The sequence below is a fragment of the Sphingomonas sp. T1 genome (assembly GCF_902506585.1).
Lineage (GTDB): Bacteria > Pseudomonadota > Alphaproteobacteria > Sphingomonadales > Sphingomonadaceae > Sphingomonas > Sphingomonas aerolata.
This window is the reverse complement of record NZ_LR733875.1, coordinates 1522330-1538711: the sequence shown is the minus strand read 5'-3', so window position 1 is coordinate 1538711 and position 16382 is coordinate 1522330. Positions and strand designations below refer to the sequence as shown.

20 protein-coding genes are annotated in these 16382 nt (G+C 65.5%); 10 read left to right on the top strand and 10 right to left on the bottom strand.

The features are described from left to right. Positions 1 to 135 precede the first annotated feature (135 nt). Positions 136 to 840 (bottom strand): TetR/AcrR family transcriptional regulator, encoded by a 705-nt coding sequence (locus tag GV027_RS06885; protein ID WP_159511386.1) that lies wholly within the window; start codon positions 838 to 840, stop codon positions 136 to 138. 104 nt (positions 841 to 944) lie between these two features. On the opposite strand from GV027_RS06885, the gene GV027_RS06880 reads away from it, so the two are divergent. Then, positions 945 to 1811 carry an SDR family oxidoreductase gene (locus GV027_RS06880; protein WP_159511385.1) on the top strand — a complete coding sequence of 289 codons (867 nt, stop codon included), beginning with the start codon at positions 945 to 947 and terminating at the stop codon, positions 1809 to 1811. Here GV027_RS06880 and GV027_RS06875 read toward each other — a convergent pair. Further along, positions 1797 to 2729, bottom strand: a complete 933-nt coding sequence (locus tag GV027_RS06875; protein WP_159511384.1) for a LysR family transcriptional regulator — start codon at positions 2727 to 2729, stop codon at positions 1797 to 1799. The genes GV027_RS06880 and GV027_RS06875 overlap by 15 nt on opposite strands. Before the next feature lie 102 nt (positions 2730 to 2831). Here GV027_RS06875 and GV027_RS06870 point away from each other — a divergent pair, with 102 nt between their 5' ends. Genes GV027_RS06870 through GV027_RS06860 form a run of 3 tightly spaced genes read left to right on the top strand, consistent with a single transcriptional unit; the run spans position 2832 to position 5154 of the window. Beyond that, a complete protein-coding gene (locus GV027_RS06870) occupies positions 2832 to 3686 on the top strand; it encodes an NmrA/HSCARG family protein (protein ID WP_159511383.1) in 855 nt (284 codons plus the stop codon). Next, positions 3659 to 4189 carry a cupin domain-containing protein gene (locus GV027_RS06865; protein WP_159511382.1) on the top strand — a complete coding sequence of 177 codons (531 nt, stop codon included), beginning with the start codon at positions 3659 to 3661 and terminating at the stop codon, positions 4187 to 4189. The genes GV027_RS06870 and GV027_RS06865 overlap by 28 nt, the downstream gene beginning before the upstream one ends. Before the next feature lie 47 nt (positions 4190 to 4236). Continuing rightward, a complete protein-coding gene (locus tag GV027_RS06860; protein WP_159511381.1) occupies positions 4237 to 5154 on the top strand; it encodes an NmrA family NAD(P)-binding protein in 918 nt (305 codons plus the stop codon). On the opposite strand, the gene GV027_RS06855 is transcribed toward GV027_RS06860, so the two are convergent. Continuing rightward, positions 5151 to 5795 carry a dienelactone hydrolase family protein gene (locus GV027_RS06855; protein WP_236559088.1) on the bottom strand — a complete coding sequence of 215 codons (645 nt, stop codon included), beginning with the start codon at positions 5793 to 5795 and terminating at the stop codon, positions 5151 to 5153. The genes GV027_RS06860 and GV027_RS06855 overlap by 4 nt on opposite strands. 134 nt (positions 5796 to 5929) lie before the next feature. Beyond that, on the bottom strand, positions 5930 to 6652 hold the full coding sequence (locus GV027_RS06850; protein ID WP_159511380.1) for an SDR family oxidoreductase: 723 nt from the start codon (positions 6650 to 6652) through the stop codon (positions 5930 to 5932). Between the two features lie 117 nt (positions 6653 to 6769). Here GV027_RS06850 and GV027_RS06845 point away from each other — a divergent pair, with 117 nt between their 5' ends. Continuing rightward, on the top strand, positions 6770 to 7711 hold the full coding sequence (locus tag GV027_RS06845) for a LysR family transcriptional regulator (protein ID WP_236559087.1): 942 nt from the start codon (positions 6770 to 6772) through the stop codon (positions 7709 to 7711). 23 nt (positions 7712 to 7734) lie between these two features. Here the strand turns inward: GV027_RS06845 and GV027_RS06840 are convergent, their stop codons facing one another. Next, positions 7735 to 8844, bottom strand: a complete 1110-nt coding sequence (locus GV027_RS06840) for an aldo/keto reductase (protein ID WP_159511378.1) — start codon at positions 8842 to 8844, stop codon at positions 7735 to 7737. Positions 8845 to 8941: 97 nt separating this feature from the next. Between GV027_RS06840 and GV027_RS06835 the strand changes: the two genes are divergently transcribed. After that, positions 8942 to 9844, top strand: coding sequence for a LysR family transcriptional regulator (locus GV027_RS06835; protein ID WP_159511377.1), 903 nt, complete (start codon positions 8942 to 8944; stop codon positions 9842 to 9844). A gap of 87 nt (positions 9845 to 9931) precedes the next feature. Here the strand turns inward: GV027_RS06835 and GV027_RS06830 are convergent, their stop codons facing one another. Further along, positions 9932 to 10480, bottom strand: a complete 549-nt coding sequence (locus tag GV027_RS06830; RefSeq protein ID WP_159511376.1) for a hypothetical protein — start codon at positions 10478 to 10480, stop codon at positions 9932 to 9934. 99 nt (positions 10481 to 10579) lie between these two features. Next, on the bottom strand, positions 10580 to 11491 hold the full coding sequence (locus GV027_RS06825; protein ID WP_159511375.1) for an AraC family transcriptional regulator: 912 nt from the start codon (positions 11489 to 11491) through the stop codon (positions 10580 to 10582). A 117-nt stretch (positions 11492 to 11608) separates the two neighbouring features. Here GV027_RS06825 and GV027_RS06820 point away from each other — a divergent pair, with 117 nt between their 5' ends. The 4 genes from GV027_RS06820 to GV027_RS21690 all read left to right on the top strand — a co-directional run bounded on the left by GV027_RS06820 (position 11609) and on the right by GV027_RS21690 (position 14102). Continuing rightward, positions 11609 to 12727: a zinc-binding alcohol dehydrogenase family protein gene (locus tag GV027_RS06820; RefSeq protein WP_159511374.1), complete on the top strand. Its 1119-nt coding sequence runs from the start codon at positions 11609 to 11611 to the stop codon at positions 12725 to 12727. Next, complete coding sequence (locus GV027_RS06815; protein ID WP_236559086.1) at positions 12724 to 13152, top strand: DUF3291 domain-containing protein; 429 nt, start codon at positions 12724 to 12726, stop codon at positions 13150 to 13152. Before GV027_RS06820 ends, GV027_RS06815 begins: the two co-directional genes overlap by 4 nt. Before the next feature lies 1 nt (position 13153). Next, entirely contained in the window at positions 13154 to 13852 is a 699-nt protein-coding gene (locus GV027_RS06810) for a DUF2306 domain-containing protein (protein ID WP_236559085.1), read from the top strand. Positions 13853 to 13967: 115 nt separating this feature from the next. Then, positions 13968 to 14102: a hypothetical protein gene (locus tag GV027_RS21690; protein WP_268893556.1), complete on the top strand. Its 135-nt coding sequence runs from the start codon at positions 13968 to 13970 to the stop codon at positions 14100 to 14102. Between the two features lie 119 nt (positions 14103 to 14221). Here the strand turns inward: GV027_RS21690 and GV027_RS06805 are convergent, their stop codons facing one another. Genes GV027_RS06805 through GV027_RS06795 form a run of 3 tightly spaced genes read right to left on the bottom strand, consistent with a single transcriptional unit; the run spans position 14222 to position 16349 of the window. Next, positions 14222 to 14719 carry a GlcG/HbpS family heme-binding protein gene (locus tag GV027_RS06805; protein WP_159512782.1) on the bottom strand — a complete coding sequence of 166 codons (498 nt, stop codon included), beginning with the start codon at positions 14717 to 14719 and terminating at the stop codon, positions 14222 to 14224. Between the two features lie 2 nt (positions 14720 to 14721). After that, a complete protein-coding gene (uraH, locus tag GV027_RS06800; RefSeq protein ID WP_159511373.1) occupies positions 14722 to 15114 on the bottom strand; it encodes a hydroxyisourate hydrolase in 393 nt (130 codons plus the stop codon). Then, positions 15111 to 16349: an amidohydrolase family protein gene (locus GV027_RS06795; RefSeq protein ID WP_236559084.1), complete on the bottom strand. Its 1239-nt coding sequence runs from the start codon at positions 16347 to 16349 to the stop codon at positions 15111 to 15113. The genes uraH and GV027_RS06795 overlap by 4 nt, the downstream gene beginning before the upstream one ends. Positions 16350 to 16382 lie beyond the last annotated feature (33 nt).

Here is a 16382-nt window from a genome sequence, read left to right as displayed (position 1 = left end):
TTCGGAGGGCTAGCGCTTTCCCAAAATTCGATCGTTTTCGGAGGGCGCTGGCTTATCGCCCGCCCTTCTCAATCGGGAAGGTTCACGGATCAGTGCGGACGCCGTGGCGGTCTAGCGCTCGGCCTGAGCGTCTTTTCAGTGCGTCAAGCGCTCGAGCAACTCTCCCATGAGAAGCCGCTCGCCGGGCGAGAGCGCCGTGGCTTCGTCCAAATGGGCTCGAAGCCCGATTGCGAGCGATGCGGCGGAGTCGTGAGACGCCGCCGCACGCTCGTTGAGGATCACCGCCAAAATCCCCTTGAGCGCCAGTAGCGACAGTTGGGCGTCACGTTCCTTCTTGGGAGTCGACAGCAGGGTCGAGACGGTGCCAGTGCCGACAGCATGGATAAGCGCCACGGCTCGATCCTCCGCAACACGAAGGCAGCCGACGCGCGCGATCCTGCCGACCCGCTCGCGAAGAACCGCGATACCCGCAAGGGCGGCGGGGGAGGGAGGTCCGGCCCGTCCGATATCGTTCATGATCGCGAACACCGCCGGGTTGGCCAAGCCGAAGGCGACGTAGTCGTGCCACGCCTCGCACAGGTTCTGGACCGGATCGGGCTGCGGCTCGGTCTGTAGCTTGCGGGCGACGTATGTAGCAAGCCCGTGCTCCGCGACGGCATCAAGCAAGCCGCTCTTGTCGCCAAATAGGCGGTACAGAGTTGGTGCCTGAACCGACGCCGCAGCAGCAACAGCGCGTGTGGTCAACGCCGCGATCCCACCCTTGGCTACCAGTGCGGAAGCTGCCTCCAGGATGCGGGAGCGTGCATCCGCTCCATCGTGCTCATTGATGAGGTCCGACATAACAAACGACTTAGCAGCGTTACGTGTGTCTTGATAGCGATGATCAGACGTGTAATATCACCGATACTAGATTGGCGTTTTCACCGCTAACACGGGGTGTCATCATGATTGTTGTCACGGGAGCTACCGGCAAGTTGGGCCGTCAAATCGTCTTGGAGCTATTGAAGCTGACCGGACCGCAGCAGATCGCGGCCAGCGTTCGTAATCCGTCCAAGGCAGCTGACCTCGCGGCGCGCGGCGTCCGCTTGCGGCGCGGCGACTTCGAGGACTCGGCGAGCCTAGCCAACGCTTTCGAAGGTGCAACCCAGCTCCTGCTCATATCGTCGAATGCAAGCGCCTCGGGCCAGGACCCCATTGCCCAGCACCGCAACGCGATCGAGGCGGCCCGGACGGCGGGCGTACAGCGGATCGTTTACACCAGCCACATGGGGGCGAGTGCCAGTTCGGTGTTCCCGCTGATGCACGATCACGCAACCACAGAGGCATTGCTAGCCGAGAGCGGCATCGCTTGGACGGCGCTCCGCAACGGCTTCTACGCTTCGACGGTGCCAATGCTGATCGGGGATGCCGCGTCGAGCGGCGCGATCGAGGCGCCGCAGGACGGCCCGGTCGCTTGGACGACCCATGCCGATCTTGCTGCCACGGCAGCTCGCATCCTGATTGACGGAGGCAGCTTCAACGGCCCAACGCCACCCCTGACGGGCGGTGAAGCCTCTGACCTTGACGCCGTCGCAGCTATCCTCAGCGAGCAGACCGGCCGCACGATCGAACGCCGCACCATCGCGGACGAGGAGCAGGGCCGGCGTCTCGCCCAATACGGTCTGCCTCCCGCGGTTGTTGACATAACCCTGGCCATCTATCGCGCGGCACGCGCCGGGGAGTTCGCCGCGACCGATCCGACGCTTGCACGGCTGATCGGCCGCGTGCCGGTGAGCCTGCGGGACGTTCTCGCTCGCTCAAGCGACGGCTGATACTCCCGGCACCGATCCGGCATGCCCGGCCGGGTCGGCGCTGCCGGCGACATGCGCCCGAAGCGCGTCCACGAACAGCGGCACTTTCGCGGACAGGCTGCGATGTGCGGGGTAGACCGCATGGACCTCGACCGCCTCCGTCCGGAAGTCGGGCAGCAGGCGGGTAAGCTCGCCTCGGGCGACGAGGGGCCGCGCGAGGAAGTCCGGCAGACGCCCGATGCCGGCGCCGCCCAGGATCAGCAACTGCAGCACGGCAGGCTCGGGCGCCACCGAGCCGACCGGCACGGGCACGCGCTGATCCTGGCCATCCGGACTGATAAAGATCCACTCGCTTGGCCGATCCATCCAGCCGAGCAACGCGTGCGCGGTCAGGTCACCGGGTGTGGCGGGCGTGCCGTGCTCGGCAAGGTAAGCGGGACTGGCGCACGGCCAGAGTTCGACGGTGCCTAGCTTGCGTGCGAGGAGATCGGAGTCAGCCATTTGGCCAACGCGGATCGCGACATCGACCTCCTCGCGCGCGAGGTCGACGATCCGGTTCTCCGTCTCGAGCACGATCCGCAGTTCGGGGTAACGGCGCATGAAGGCCGGAAGCATCGGCGCGACTAGGCCGAGCGCGAAGGTCACCGCCGCGTTGATCCGAAGCGTGCCGCGCGGCTCTCCTGTCAGTCCCTCGACTGCCGCGCCTGCTTCGTCGACGTCGGACATGATCCGGCGGGCGTGAGGCAGGAAAAGCCGGCCCGCATCGCTCAGCCGCAGCTGTCGGGTGTGGCGCTCGACCAGCACGGCCCCGATGTTCTCCTCCAACCGTGCAAGAGAGCGGCTGACCGACGATTTGGGCGCGCCGAGCGCACGCGCCGCGGCCGAGACACCGCCTTCATCGGCGATGCGAACGAACGCGCGGACATCGACCAGCTCCATCGTCGCACCGTTCCAGAACGGGAACGCGGTGTCCAGGTTTCGCTAGCTAGTGTGGGCGAGCGGAACGGCTCAGATCAGGGTCACACAAGCGGAGTTCCCGACATGACCAAGCCCATCCTCCTCATCACTGGCGCCACTGGCAACCAGGGCGGCGCGACCATCGACGAGCTGCTACGCCGCCCTAGCCGCTGGGACGTGCGCGCGCTGGTCCGCAACCCCGAGGCGCCTAAGGCAGCCGCGCTGGCGGCGCGCGGCGTCACGCTGGTGCACGGCGATCTCAACGACGCCAACTCGCTGCGGGGTGCGCTCAGGGGCGTTCACGGCGTGCTGTCGGTTCAGACACCAATGGGTCAGGGGCCCGAGGGCGAGGAGCGGCAGGGTAAGCTGCTCGCCACGCTCGCTGCCGAGGCAGGGGTGAAGCACTTCGTCTACTGCTCGGCGGGCGGCGTCGACCGCCACAGCGGCGTGCCGCATTTCGAGAGCAAGCGCGCGATCGAGGAGCATATCGCGGCGCTCGGTCTCCCGGCGACGATCCTGCGCCCGGCCGCGTTCATGGATATGTTCGACGGATTCGTGTTCCGCACGACCATGCTGTCGATGATGAAGACCTATCTCGCCGATGACCAGGCGATGCAGATGGTCTCGGCGCGCGACATCGGTTGGTTCGCGGCCGAAGCGTTCGCCCACCCGACCGAGCAGATCGGGCGCGCGATCGAGATCGCCGGCGACTTCATCACCCGCAAGCAGGCGATGGACGCTCTGCGCCGTGCCGGACGCGGCCCGGTGGTCTCGTTCACGATCCCCAAGGTCCTGCGCGCCAAGCTGCCCGAGGATTTCCGGCTCATGTTCGAATGGATCGCGCGCGAGGGCTTCCGAGGTGACCTGCCGGCGCTGCGCCGGACCCATCCGGGCCTCCTGACACTGCCGTCGTGGACCGCCATGCCGGTGCCGGCATGAAGGGCGGCCCAAGCCTGGAACCGGAGGGCCTGTCCGCGTTCGATCCGATCGGCCTTCTGAAGCAGCGCGGGGAAGCCCCGGCTTTCTGGAGCTCAGGCATCCTGTGGCTTGTCCTGCTCGACGCGCAAGCGACCGGCGGTCGCTATACGGTACTCGAACAACTTTGCCCCAAGGGACCGCTCGCGCCTATGCACGTCCATCATCACCAGGACGAAATGTTCTATGTTCTCGAGGGCACAGCGCGTTTCCACCTTGCGGATGGACTTCACGAGGGCGGCCCAGGCGAGCTGGTTAGCATCCTGCGCGAAACGCCCCATGGCTTCGAAGCGCTGACCGAAGAGCTGCGAGTGCTCAACTGGTACATGCCGGCAGGCTTCGAGCGCCTGATCGTCGAGACCGGCACGCCGGCAACGGCGCTGACACTGCCGCCAGCTGGTCTGCCAAAGCCTGACGCCGAGCAGGTTCAAAGGATCATGGCTGAGGTCGGCATGAGCATCTGCTGACCATCACGACCAACAACAGGGGCCAGCGGTCCGACAAGGAGACGACGATGGACAAGACCGGGAATGAAGCAGGGCAAGCGCGGATCGTCCTCGTCGGAGCCACAGGCGACCTCGGGCTGCGGATCGCCCGTGCGCTCTCCGCGCGTGGAGCCGAAGTGCTGGCGCTTGTCCGGGAGGGCGCGAAAACGGCTGCGATCGCCAGCTCCGGCGCTGCCATCCAAACGATCGACTTCAACGACGCGATGGCGTTGCGCGACACGCTGCATGGTACTTCGTGCGTCGTTTCGGCACTGAACGGCCTCGAGGACACGATCATCGGCCTGCAGGGCCGCGTGCTGGACGCAGCGGTAGCGGCGGGCGTCCAGCGCTTCATCCCGTCCGACTATTCCCTCGACTTCACCAAGACCAAGCCCGGGCGCAATCGCAACCTCGACCTGCGGCGCCGCTTCATGGCCAGGGTCGACGCGGCTCCGATCCGCGCAACTTCGATCCTGAACGGCGCGTTCGCGGACCTGCTCGCAGGCCAGGCGCCGATCGTGCTGCGCGGACCGCGGATCGTCCTGCACTGGGGAGGGGCTGACCAGCTGCTAGACTTCACGACCAAGGACGATGTCGCTGCCTACACGGCAGCGGCCGCACTGGATCCCGACACGCCGCGCATCCTGCGGATCGCCGGCGACAGCGTGACGCCTCGCGATCTCGCCGCCACCATGCAGATGCTGACCGGCCATCGGTTCCGGCTGGTCCGACCGGGCGGCACGCCCGCGCTCAGCGCCATAATCAAGGTGGCGCGCGTGCTCGCGCCGCAGCCGAGTGCGGTATTCCCGGCCTGGCAGGGCATGCAGTATCTGCGCGACATGATGGACGGATCGGGCAAGCTCGCGCCACTCGACAACGACCGTTACCAGGACATGAGCTGGACCAAAGCCCAGCAGGTGCTGGCCGACGCCGGCCAACGCCCCTAGCGGAGCGTGCGATCGAAGAAGGCGATCATCTCGCGCCAACCACACTCGGCCTCGGCCTCGTCGTAAACGGGGAAGTCCGGCATCATCCAGCCATGCGCTGCAGGATAGATCTCGCTGCGATTCCGCACATGCCCTTCGTCCAGCGCCTGCTCGAACCGCTCGGCCATCGCTGGCAAATAGCTGCCATCGTTTTCGGCCGCGGCGACGTAGAGCTCGACCTTGAGCTTATGCGCGTAGCGATGCGGGCTGTCGTCCTTGTCGGTCGCAAGGTTGCCGCCGTGGAAGCTGGCGACCGCGGCGAAGCGGTCCGGCCGGGTGCCTGCGGTCGCGATCGCCATGCCCCCGCCCATGCAGAAGCCAACCGCACCTACCTTCTCGCCATCCACCTCTGAGCGCGTGTCCAGGTAAGCAAGGAACGCATCCGTGTCCTCGGCAGCGTTGGCGTTGCCGGTCGTCGCCATCAGCGGGCCCAGGATGGCGCGGAAGTCGCCCCTGAACACCTCGACGGGATCGAATGGGCCATAGGCGCCGTAGCGGTAGAACAGGTCCGGCAGGAGCACGACATAGCCGGCGTCGGACAGACGCTTGGCCATGGCGAACACCGCGGGCCGGATGCCGCCCGCGTCCATGTAGAAGATCACGGCCGAGCCGGCGCGATCGGTGCCGGGTAAGAAGACGTGCGTGGGACACTCGCCGTCGCGGGTCGTGACGATTGTCTGTGCGTGCGGTAATGTAATGCTCCTGAGGACGGATGATCGTAGCAGAGGCTGCGGCCTTACCAAGGCACCTGCGTCTGCTCGAAAAAGAAGCCGCCGGTCGGACCGTCCGCGCCCTGGGTCGCCAGCCAGACGATCCCGGCCGCTGCCTGCTCGACCGTGCGGTAGCCGGAATGGCCGTTGAAGTCGGTCGCGGTGTAGCCCGGATCGGCCGCGTTGACCTTTATACCCTCTGAGGCAAGCTCCTTGGCGAACGACACCGTCACCCCGTTCAGCGCCGTCTTCGAGCTGTTATAGCCGAGAATGTTTACTGGGTAGAACGGGTTGGCCGGGTCCGAAAGCCAGCCGAGAGAGCCGAGCCCGCTGCTGACCATGACGATGCTTGCTTGCCCCGCCGCCTTGAGCAGCGGCAGGAAGGCCTGGGTGACGCGTATCGGGCTGAAGACGTTGGTCTCGTACACCGTCTTGATCTCCTCGACCGACTGCAAGCTCGGCGCATCCCTGCCGCCCGCGATGCCCGCGTTGTTGATCAGCACATCGAGGCTTTCGTTCTCCTCGCGCACCCGCGCCGCAGCCGCCTGCACGCTCTGATCGCTCGTGACGTCGATCACAAGCAGGCGGACGTCATGCCCCTCCGCGACCAGTCGCTCAACCGCGCCGCGGCCGCGCGTCTCGTCGCGGCTGCCCAGCCAGACACGATAGCCCTGCGAGCCTAGCTGGCGGGCGGTTTCGTAACCGATACTCTTGTTGGCGCCGGTGATGAGGACGGTTTTGCTAGTCATGTATTGCTCCTAATCAGCTGAAATCGCCGCGGCTCTGCCGGAGAGCGGCCCTGAACAGGCTATATCGTCGTTCGCCTGCTGATGATAATTGGGTCTAAACCGAATAGGCTGATCGGCATGGCGAACAATCTCGACCCCTTGCGCCTGGACGATTTGTCGATCCTGATGGAGGTGCTGGACGCCGGCGGCTTCCGCGCAGCCTCAAAGCGCCTTGGCCTGTCACCCTCCAGCGTCAGCGAGAAGATCGCGCAGCTGGAGGCACAGCTCGGCGTCCCGCTGCTGATCCGCACCACGCGCAGCGTCATGCCGACCGAGGCTGGCCGAGCGCTCGCCGCGCGCCTGTCGCCCGTCTTGGGCGAGGCGCGCGCCGCGGTGCAGGAAGCCGCCAACTCGCAGGGTCAGGTGCGCGGTCTCCTGAAGCTCAACGTCACCGGCGCGGTGATGATCGACATTCTGCCGCCGCTGATCGATCGTTTTCTGTCGGCTCATCCGCACGTCCGCCTGGAGATCGTGGTCGAGGATCGGCTGGTCGACATCATCGCGGCCGGATGTGATGCCGGCATCCGCTATGGCGAGCATCTGGCGCTGGACACGATCGCCGTACCGATCGGACCCGCGTTCCAGCGGCTGGCCTATGCCGCGGCCCCGTCCTACCTGCGCAAGCGCGGCACCCACGCCGAGCCGCGCGACCTGCTGGACCATGACTGCATTCGCCTCCGGTTCTCGAGCGGTGCACTTGTCGAGTGGGAGCTGGAGCGCGGTGACGATGCGGTGACCATAGACCCGCCCGGCCGCCTGATCGTCGGGGTCGACGCCGCCGACGCTGCGATCGACGCCGCGCGCGCAGGCCGCGGCATCATCGCCACGTTCGAGAACTGGCTGGCCCCGCACCTCGCGTCGGGCGAGCTGGTGCCGGTCCTCCCGGAATGGTGGCCGCGCTTCGACGGACCCAGACTTTATTTCTCCAGCAGGCTCATGCCAGCGCCGTTGCGCGCGTTCGTCGATCTCGTCGCCGAGGATCGATCGATCGCCGCCACGGCGCTCTCGTCCGCAAATTGAACGGGCAAGAGTGCCACGGCCGTCTAGCCGATCGTCGGTGCCCATGGCTGGACCGATTGGCCGCCGAAGATGCTCGGTCGCGGCAGGTCGAAGATGAAATACGGGTTGAGCATTGGCGGTGGAGCGGCCGCGTCGAGCCGCGCCTGCTGGTCGGGCGTGAACGCGATATCGAGCGCCGCGATGTTCTCCATCAACTGCTCAAGCCGGCTGGCGCCGATCAGCACCGACGAGACGCCGGGTCGCTGCGCCACCCAGGCGAGCGCAACCTGCGCCATTGGACGACCGATTTCTTCCGCGACCGTCCGCAGCGTCTCGACGACGTCGAAGTTGCGCGGCGTGAACAGCATGCCCCCGAACGGGTTGTCGCCGTTCAGGCGCCCGTCGCTGCCGCCGTCGGGCGTTGCGCCCGCGCGGTCAGGCAGGCTGCCGGCAGGACCGGCTTCCTCCAGCTTCTCGCGGCCGTATTTACCGGTCAGCATCCCCGCGGCGAGTGGGCTCCAGGGGACCAGCCCCATGCCGAGCGCCTGTCCAGCAGACAGCACGTCCAGTTCGATGCCGCGGTCGATCAGCGAGTAGGAGTATTGCAGCCCGATCGGCTCGGGCAGCGCGTGCGCACGCGCCAAGGTGGCGATCTGCGCGGCATACCAGGCGGGTGCATTGGAGAAGCCGTAATAGAGGACGTCGCCGCGCCGGACCGCGTCGGTCAGCGCGCGCAGCACCTCCTCGGGCGGCGTGGTGCGGTCCCAGACATGGGTCCAGTACATGTCGATCCGATCGGCGCCGAGCCGGCGGAGCGAGCCCTCGATGCCGTCGCGGATGTTGCGCGCACTGTTGCCGCCCGCGAGCGGCGTGCCCTGCACGCGCGAGAAGCCCGACTTGGTGGCGATCACCACGCGGTCGCGGACTCCACGTTCGGCGATGAAGCGGCCCAGCATCGCCTCGCTCTCGCCGCCCGAATAGACGTCGGCGGTGTCCATGAAGTTGCCGCCCGCCTCCACATACGCTTCGAACATGCCGCGCGAGCTGGCTTCGTCGGAACCCCAGCGAACGGCGCCGAAGGTCATTGTGCCGAGCGCCAGCGGGCTTACTGCCAAGCCCGAGCGACCGAGCGTGCGATAGCTAGTCAGGTTCATTGCTGCGTCCTCTAAAATAGTCGAATACGAGATAGCGCTTCTTCGCTGGGGCGATTAGCAGGGCTGGACGGCAAGGGCCTGTGAGGAATATGCAGCAATGAAGCGTGGCGAACTTGACGACTTGGCGGCTTTTGCTGCGGTCGCGCGCGCGCGCAGCTTCACCCGTGCGGCGGCCGAACTCGGGCTGTCCCCGTCCGCTCTCAGCCATGCCTTGCGCAGCCTCGAACAGCGGCTCGGCGTACGTCTGCTCGCCCGCACTACGCGCAGCGTTGCGCCGACCCCGGCTGGCGACCGGCTGTTACGATCGCTCGGTCCCGCTCTGGAAGAGGTCGCTCGTGGACTGTCAGCGCTGGACGACTGGCGCGGCGCCCCCTCGGGGCAGCTGCGCCTCACCACCTTCGCCTATGCCGCGCGCACAGTGCTGGCGCCCAGGCTGCCCGGATTCCTGCGCGATCATCCGGACATCGCGATAGAAGTGATCGTCGACGATCGGCTCGCCGACATGGTGGAACAGGGCTTCGATGCGGGCATCCGGTTCGGCGAGACGGTCGATCTCGACATGGTGGCAATTCGGGTCGGCCCCGATCTGCGTACGATCGTGGTCGGGACTCCTGATTACTTCGCGCATCGGTCCCGTCCCCAGGCACCGGCCGATCTAGAGACACACAATTGCGTCAACTACCGACTGGTAGGAGGCGGTGGCCTGCTTCCCTGGGAGTTCGCGCGCGATGGCCGCGAGGTGCGGTTCCGGCCTGGCGGTCAGCTCATTGTCAACGACGAAGTGCTGTCCGCCGCTGCCATCCGCGATGGCGCTGGGCTGGGTTATATGTTGGAGCACGACGTCGCTGCCGAGATCGCCGACGGTCGGCTTATCCAGGTCCTGGACGACTGGTGCCCCCCGTTTCCTGGCTGCCACCTCTATTACCCCAGCCGGCAGGTGACGCCCGCAATGCGTGCCCTGATTGATGCGCTCCGCTGGACGGATTCAGGGTCCGTCTGATTGCCAGTGGAGTAGGGCTCCTGAGCGAGCAATGCCGAGCGCGAGGCAGGCGGTTGTCGCGCCAGCTTTCAGCCGTCGACGACCCGGTTATGCGCAGACGCTGCGTTGCCCGGAGTGTGTCGGGACTAGGAGACCATGTAGCCCGGCGACGAGGGGCAGGCAGAGCGCCAGCCCGATGGCTGTGGCCGGCAGCAGCTCGCCAAGGTAGCTCGATAGTACCCCTACCACGGTGGCCAGCAGCGCTGCGATCGCAACCAGTCCAATGAAATCGGGCACCCAAGTCGGCTTGCGGACCGCGACGCGTGCACGAACATCGTCCAGCAGCCGAGGGGGGAACCCTAGACCGACCAGCCGCTCGCCGGTCGAGGTAGCTTCGCGACGTTCATGTCGGTGTAACACGACGAAGCGACGTAGCGCCTCGAGGCGCGGATCCGCGAGCGCGCGCGCGGGCTCGACGCCGAACAGTGCGCGGGCGATCGGGCGTTTTCTCGTCGACAGGCTTGACAGCGGCTCGCGGCTTGCGAGCGCGATCACTTGCCGCTCAAGGTAGGTTAGGGTGGGGACGGCCGCGTGCCGGCCGAGGGAGGTTGTCGAACTTCCGGTGATACCGAAGCAGTCGTGTTGCATGTAGGCCATCGGTCATCTCCGCTCTGGTGATGACTTTAGATATGCCGATAGCGGCGGACCTCCCATGCTGGCCGGTCCGTGAGATCGTCGCCAGCGTCCAGCAAATGGCTATGCTGCCAACGCCTTCGCAAATTCTCTCGGCGAATGCCCGAACGACCGTTTGAAAGCGGCGCTGAAAGCACTTTCGCTCTCGTACCCGACTGCAGGCGCGACGGTCGCGATCGAAACACGGCCGCTGGCCAGCCGGTCGGCCGCCAGCATCATGCGCCAGCGCGTGAGGTAATCCATCGCCGGCTCGCCGACCGTTTCCTTGAACCGTACGGCGAAGCTCGAGCGCGACATGCCGCCGACGCGCGCCAGGTCGGCGAGCGTCCAGCGTCGAGCGGGTTCGGCGTGCATCGCCGCGATCACGGCCCGCATCTGCTTGTCGGCGAGCGCAAATAGCCAACCCGCGCTGTGCGGCGAGCGTTCAGCCAGATGGAGGCGTAACGCCTCGATTAGCAGCGTCTGCGCCAAGTGCCCCGCCATAAGCGTCCCGCCCGGCTGCGGGTCGCGCAACTCGCGCATCAGGCGCTCGATAAGCCAGCCCAGCGCCGCCTTGGTCGCCTCGGCCCGGATGTGGACGATCGGGGGCAGGATCCCGAGCAGCAATTCGGTGTGCAGCCCGCCGAAGTCGAAGAAGCCACCCACGCCCGAGCAGTCGCCGCCACCATTGAGCACTCCGGTCCCGCCGATCGGCAGCGACGGAAAGAACTGGAAGGCATCCGTCTCCGGCGCGTCTGCCGTGCTGTAGAGGCGGAAGGCGCTCCGCCCGGGCATGAGAATGAAGTCGCCGGCGTGTAGCTCCATCGGCTCGGGCTCGACGTCCAATTTGATCCAGCATGATCCCGAATGGATCGCATAGCACTTCACGCCCTCGGTCGCCTGAAACCCGAGCGCCCAATCGCCGCCCGCATTCAGCCCTCGAAAGCCATAGCTGCTCGGCTTCATGAGCCCGAGCACATCCGATAACGGGTCCATGGTCACTCCTGGACGCTGACGACGATCTCGCGGACGTAGCAGCATGGCACGTCCGAGACCATCAACGTATCTGTGACTCCAGCGATGCAACTCCGCAGCACCGTCAGGAGACCGACCATGACCGACAACACCGCCCTCTGGATCTTGTCCAAGCGTTCGCCGTTCGCCATCGGCCCTGCGCCGATGCCCGAGGCTCAGGCGCATGAAGTCGTCATCCGCACTCGTTCTATCGCGGTGAACCCTTTCGACCGGCTGATCCAAACCGCCGGCGACATCATGACCCCATTCCTGACCTACCCCGCGATCGTCGGCACTGACGTCGCCGGCGAGGTGATCGCAGTTGGCGCGGATGTGACGCGCTTCAAGATCGGTGATCGCGTGCTTGGCTTCGCCGCAGGCACCGACAAGACCCGAAACCGCGCGTCCGAGGGCGCCTTCCAGGCTTACGTCGTCCTACTCGACCACATGACGTCCCCGATGCCGGAAGCGCTCTCGTTCGAGGACGCAGCCGTTCTGCCGCTCGGCCTCTCCACCGCCGCGAGCGCGCTCTTCCAGCGCGACTATCTGGCACTGAACGCGCCGTCGCTCGAAGCGGCACCCACCGGGAAGACATTGCTGGTTTGGGGTGGCTCGACCAGCGTCGGCATGAACGCGATCCAGCTTGCGGTTGCGGCGGGCTACGACGTCGTTGCGACGGCATCCCCGCGCAATTTCGACCTGCTGAAGCGGCTCGGCGCGACCGAGATCTTCGACTATCGCAGCTTGAGCATCGTCGCCGACATGATTGCGGCGCTGCGCGGCCGCCAGATGGCAGGCGCGATCGCGATCGGGGCCGGCTCGGCGCGGCCGTGCATCGACATTCTCGGACAGTGCGAGGGCAATCGCTTCGTCGCGATGGCGACGCCGCCTGTATCATTCGACGAGGTGCCGGCGGGGCGTGGTCACTGGCGCAAGCTCGTGCCGACGATCGCTGGGATGATGGTGGGGACCACATCGCTGGCGCTGCGCGCCCGGCGCAACAAGGTCACCACCAAGATGATCTGGGGCAGCACGCTGATCGCCAACGAGGTCGGTCCGATGATCTTCGACGCGTTCCTGCCTGCGGCGCTCGCCGAAGGCCGCTACGTCACCGCTCCCAAGGCAGAGGTCGTCGGGCACGGGCTGGACGCCATCCCCGCCGCGCTCGAGCAGCAGCGCCGCGGGGTTTCGGCAACCAAGCTGGTGGTGACGCTGTGACAGCGAGCTTCGTGCTCAGCGTCACCCGCTTTCGCGTCCGCAGCCTGCGATTCCTCCCGTTCTTCATGATCCACGCCCAGCGCTCCCTCGTGCAGATCAGGAGGGCGGAAGGCTATCTGGGCGGGGCGCTACGCCACGATCGCGACCACGCCTACTGGACCGCGAGTGTCTGGAGGAACGAGGCCGCGCTGCTGGCCTATGTCACCAGCGGCGCGCATCGGTCAGCGATGCCCAAGATGACCGAGTGGGGCGACGAGGCGAGCACCGTTCGATGGGATCAGGACAGCGCTGCGCTGCCCTCTTGGCCCGAGGCGATCGAGCGGATGCGCCGCGACGGACGCGCCATGCCGCTTCGCCATCCGGGATCGGCGCACGCCGCGCTCGCATTCGCGGATAGTGAGCCTGCTCAGATGGCGCGGATCTGAAATGCTGCTCCCGCTCGAAAGGCCGATCATGTCCGTCGCGCATCAGATGAGACCCATCCGCAAGCCGCTGCGGATCGCCACGATGCTTCTCGCCACCGCCATCGCGCTGGTCTCGTACCGCTACCTGGCCGACGTCGGACCAATGCCGTCCACGATCGTCGCGAACCTGTTCGCGCGCCCGTGGCTGCTGGTCCACGTCGCCGGTGCGTCGACTGCGTTGCTGATCGGGTCCGTCCAATTCAGTGGTGCGCTGCGCTCGCGCTGGCCGCAAGTACACCGCATTCTCGGCAGAGTTTACGTGTTGGGGTGCTTAGTGGGCGGGCTCTCCGGCCTGGTCCTCGCCTTTGGATCGACCGCCGGCCCGATCGCGACCGCCGGGTTCGGCCTTCTCGGCGTGGCCTGGATCACCGTCAACGTGCAGGGGTGGCGCTATGCGCTGCTGCGCCGCTTTCCCGAACACCGCGGATGGATGATTCGCTCTTGGGCGCTGACGCTCTCGGCCGTCACACTACGGGTGTACCTGCCCCTCGTCCCGCTACTCGGACTTCCGTTCCTTGAATCCTACCGCGCGATCTCTTTCCTGGCCTGGGTCCCCAACCTGATCGTCGCGGAGGCGTACCTGCGGGGCTGGCGCTTACCAGGGCTGCAGGCCGCTCCGGTAGGGGGCTCAATCTTGAATGCAGTGCCAAGGCTGGTTTGAGCAGCGGAGACCGCACGTCCAGAGCCGATAGCACGAGAGTGAAACGACGACTGATCGAGACACCGGCAGGACGAGCGTGATGCTGGGGGGTGGAGCTGTCACGGCAGCTACCGCGATGGCGGCTGCGATGCTCGCGGCACGGCGCCAGAAGATCAGCTTTGGCGCATGGCTGGTCAGGACGTTAGCGCTGCATATGATGGTGCCCGCGCGCAAGCGTACGCTGAACGCGCTTCATCAGCAGATTTATTGACCTGGACCTTGCTTTGCTAATTCTCGCCATTGGCGTTCCGATACTTGTTTGTAGCGTGATCAGCTAATCGCTTTGAAGGCAAGATCGGCGTTAGCGTCCGTGACCGTTTGTATCACCTGTCATGGACGGTGCGTCGCGGCCCCTAGAACCTGCGCAATCGCCTCTGTCGCACAGCGCTCGTCATTTGCTGATCCGCCTGAACCTGCCACGCCGATCCCGCCGACCACGTCGCCACCGACGACCAGCGGAACGCCACCACCCAGCAACAACAGCTCGGGTACAGTGACCAGGTTGCGAGAGGCAGGGTCGGACGCCGCACGTTCTACGAGCACAGCAGTACTCGTCTTGGTCGACAAGGCGGTGAATGCCTTGCGCTGCGCAGCCAGCGTATTGTGTGGGCCGATGTCGTCGCCGCGCTGAAGTGCGACGAGATTTCCTCCCCGATCGACCACGGCTACCACCGCCTCTTTGCCGATCGCGCGACACGACGTGATCGCAGCCCCTGTTAGGCTGTTGGCGAGCGCAAGAGATACCGTCTTGTGCTCCAGCGGTACGGCAGACGTCGCCCCAAGCGCGGCAGCGAGAACCAATGTGATGGGGAGCGTGATGCCAAACACGATCAATTCCCCCGATAGGTTGAATAGCCGTAAGGGCTGACAACCACCGGCACATGATAATGACCCGACTTATCGGTGACGCGGAACGTCAGCGTGATTTCCGGAAAGAACGGCATGGTCGAGGCATTCGGATATGCCGACATATCGAACTGGAGCCTGTAGATCCCTGTGTCGAACATGCCGGAGTCGCCAAAGCTGCGGACGCGACCGTCAGCGTCCGTGCTGGCGCTGCCGACCTTTTGCCAGCGGCCATCATTCGTGCGTTTGGAAAGTGTCACAGGCACGGCTTTGCCGCCTACGCCGCGTGCAAGATCGAGCACATGTGTCGAAATATCAGCTGCCGCCGCAGGGGTGGCGATTGTGCCGAGCAGGAGTGCGAGTGCGATGGTCTTCATGAAAAATGGCCTTGCTGGTCGTTGGAACGGGGAAACTGAGTATCGAACCTTGAAGTCGTTGCAGGCACCATCATGCCACGCTGAACGAGGCGACGGTCCCGCGGCGGTGCGGCGACTGCTGCTGCGGCGTTGTCGGCATCGACGATGACGAACGTCGCCTCGTCACCTACGCCCATGCCGTAGCGTTCAAGACCGAGGATCGCTGCGGCCTCGATTGTCGCCATATCCAGCGCGATCGAGAGATCAGCGTCTGTAAAAAAGCCCGATCGATACCCGATCATCCTCGCGCAGCCGAGCATGTCGGCATCACCATAGGGCCACCAAGCATCGCGGATATTGTCGTTGCCAGCGAACACACGCACGCCGGCAGCGCGTAGCAGGGTGATGGGCGGAAACGCACGGTTGCCTGGTGCATTGGTCATGATCGCGACGCCGGCCTTCGCCAATATGTCAGCGGTGCGCGCAGCTTCGTCCAGATCAACATCACCCAGCGCATAAGCATGGCTGACCACGACCAATCCGTTCAATCCGCTCGCCATCGTCCGCACTGCAATCCGACGAAGTTGCTCGATCCCCTGATGTCCGGGTTCATGGAGATGGATGTCGATTTTCACGCCGTGTCGCTCGGCAACGCCGAAGACCACATCGAGGTGAGCGTTGGCATCGCCATCGAACGTCGTCGGATCGAGCCCGCCAACGACACCAGCGCCTTCCCTCATCGCGGCATCAAGCAGATCGGCTGTGCCCGGTGACGCAAGTATGCCTGCCTGCGGGAAGGCGACAAACTCTACGTCCAGACGCCCACGCCAGGGTTCACACGCGGCGATGACCGCATGCAGATTGCCAAGGCCTGTGGTGGCGTCGATATCTATGTGGCTGCGCATTGCGACCGTGCCGAACGCGTGCGCCTGCGCCAGCAACGCGTCAGCACGATCCGTAATCGGCAAGGCGTTGGCCAGCATCCGCTTTTCAATGTTTAACCGCTCCTGAAGGGCATCAGCCGGACAGTGCGGATGCCACCGATCGCCCACGAAGCTTTTGTCGAGATGGATGTGGCCATCGACGAATGCAGGAAGCACAGGCAACCCTTGCAGGTCCACCTCGTCGGCGCCGTTACGAAGGGAAACGCGCTCAACAAACAGGCCGTCGCGCACTGCCAGATCGACAGTGCGGCCATCCTGGAGCTTCGCATTGCGAAACAGACGTTCCGGCAGGGGTGGGAGTGTCATCAACATTCTCGGCAATCGTGAGCATCTGAATTAGAAAAG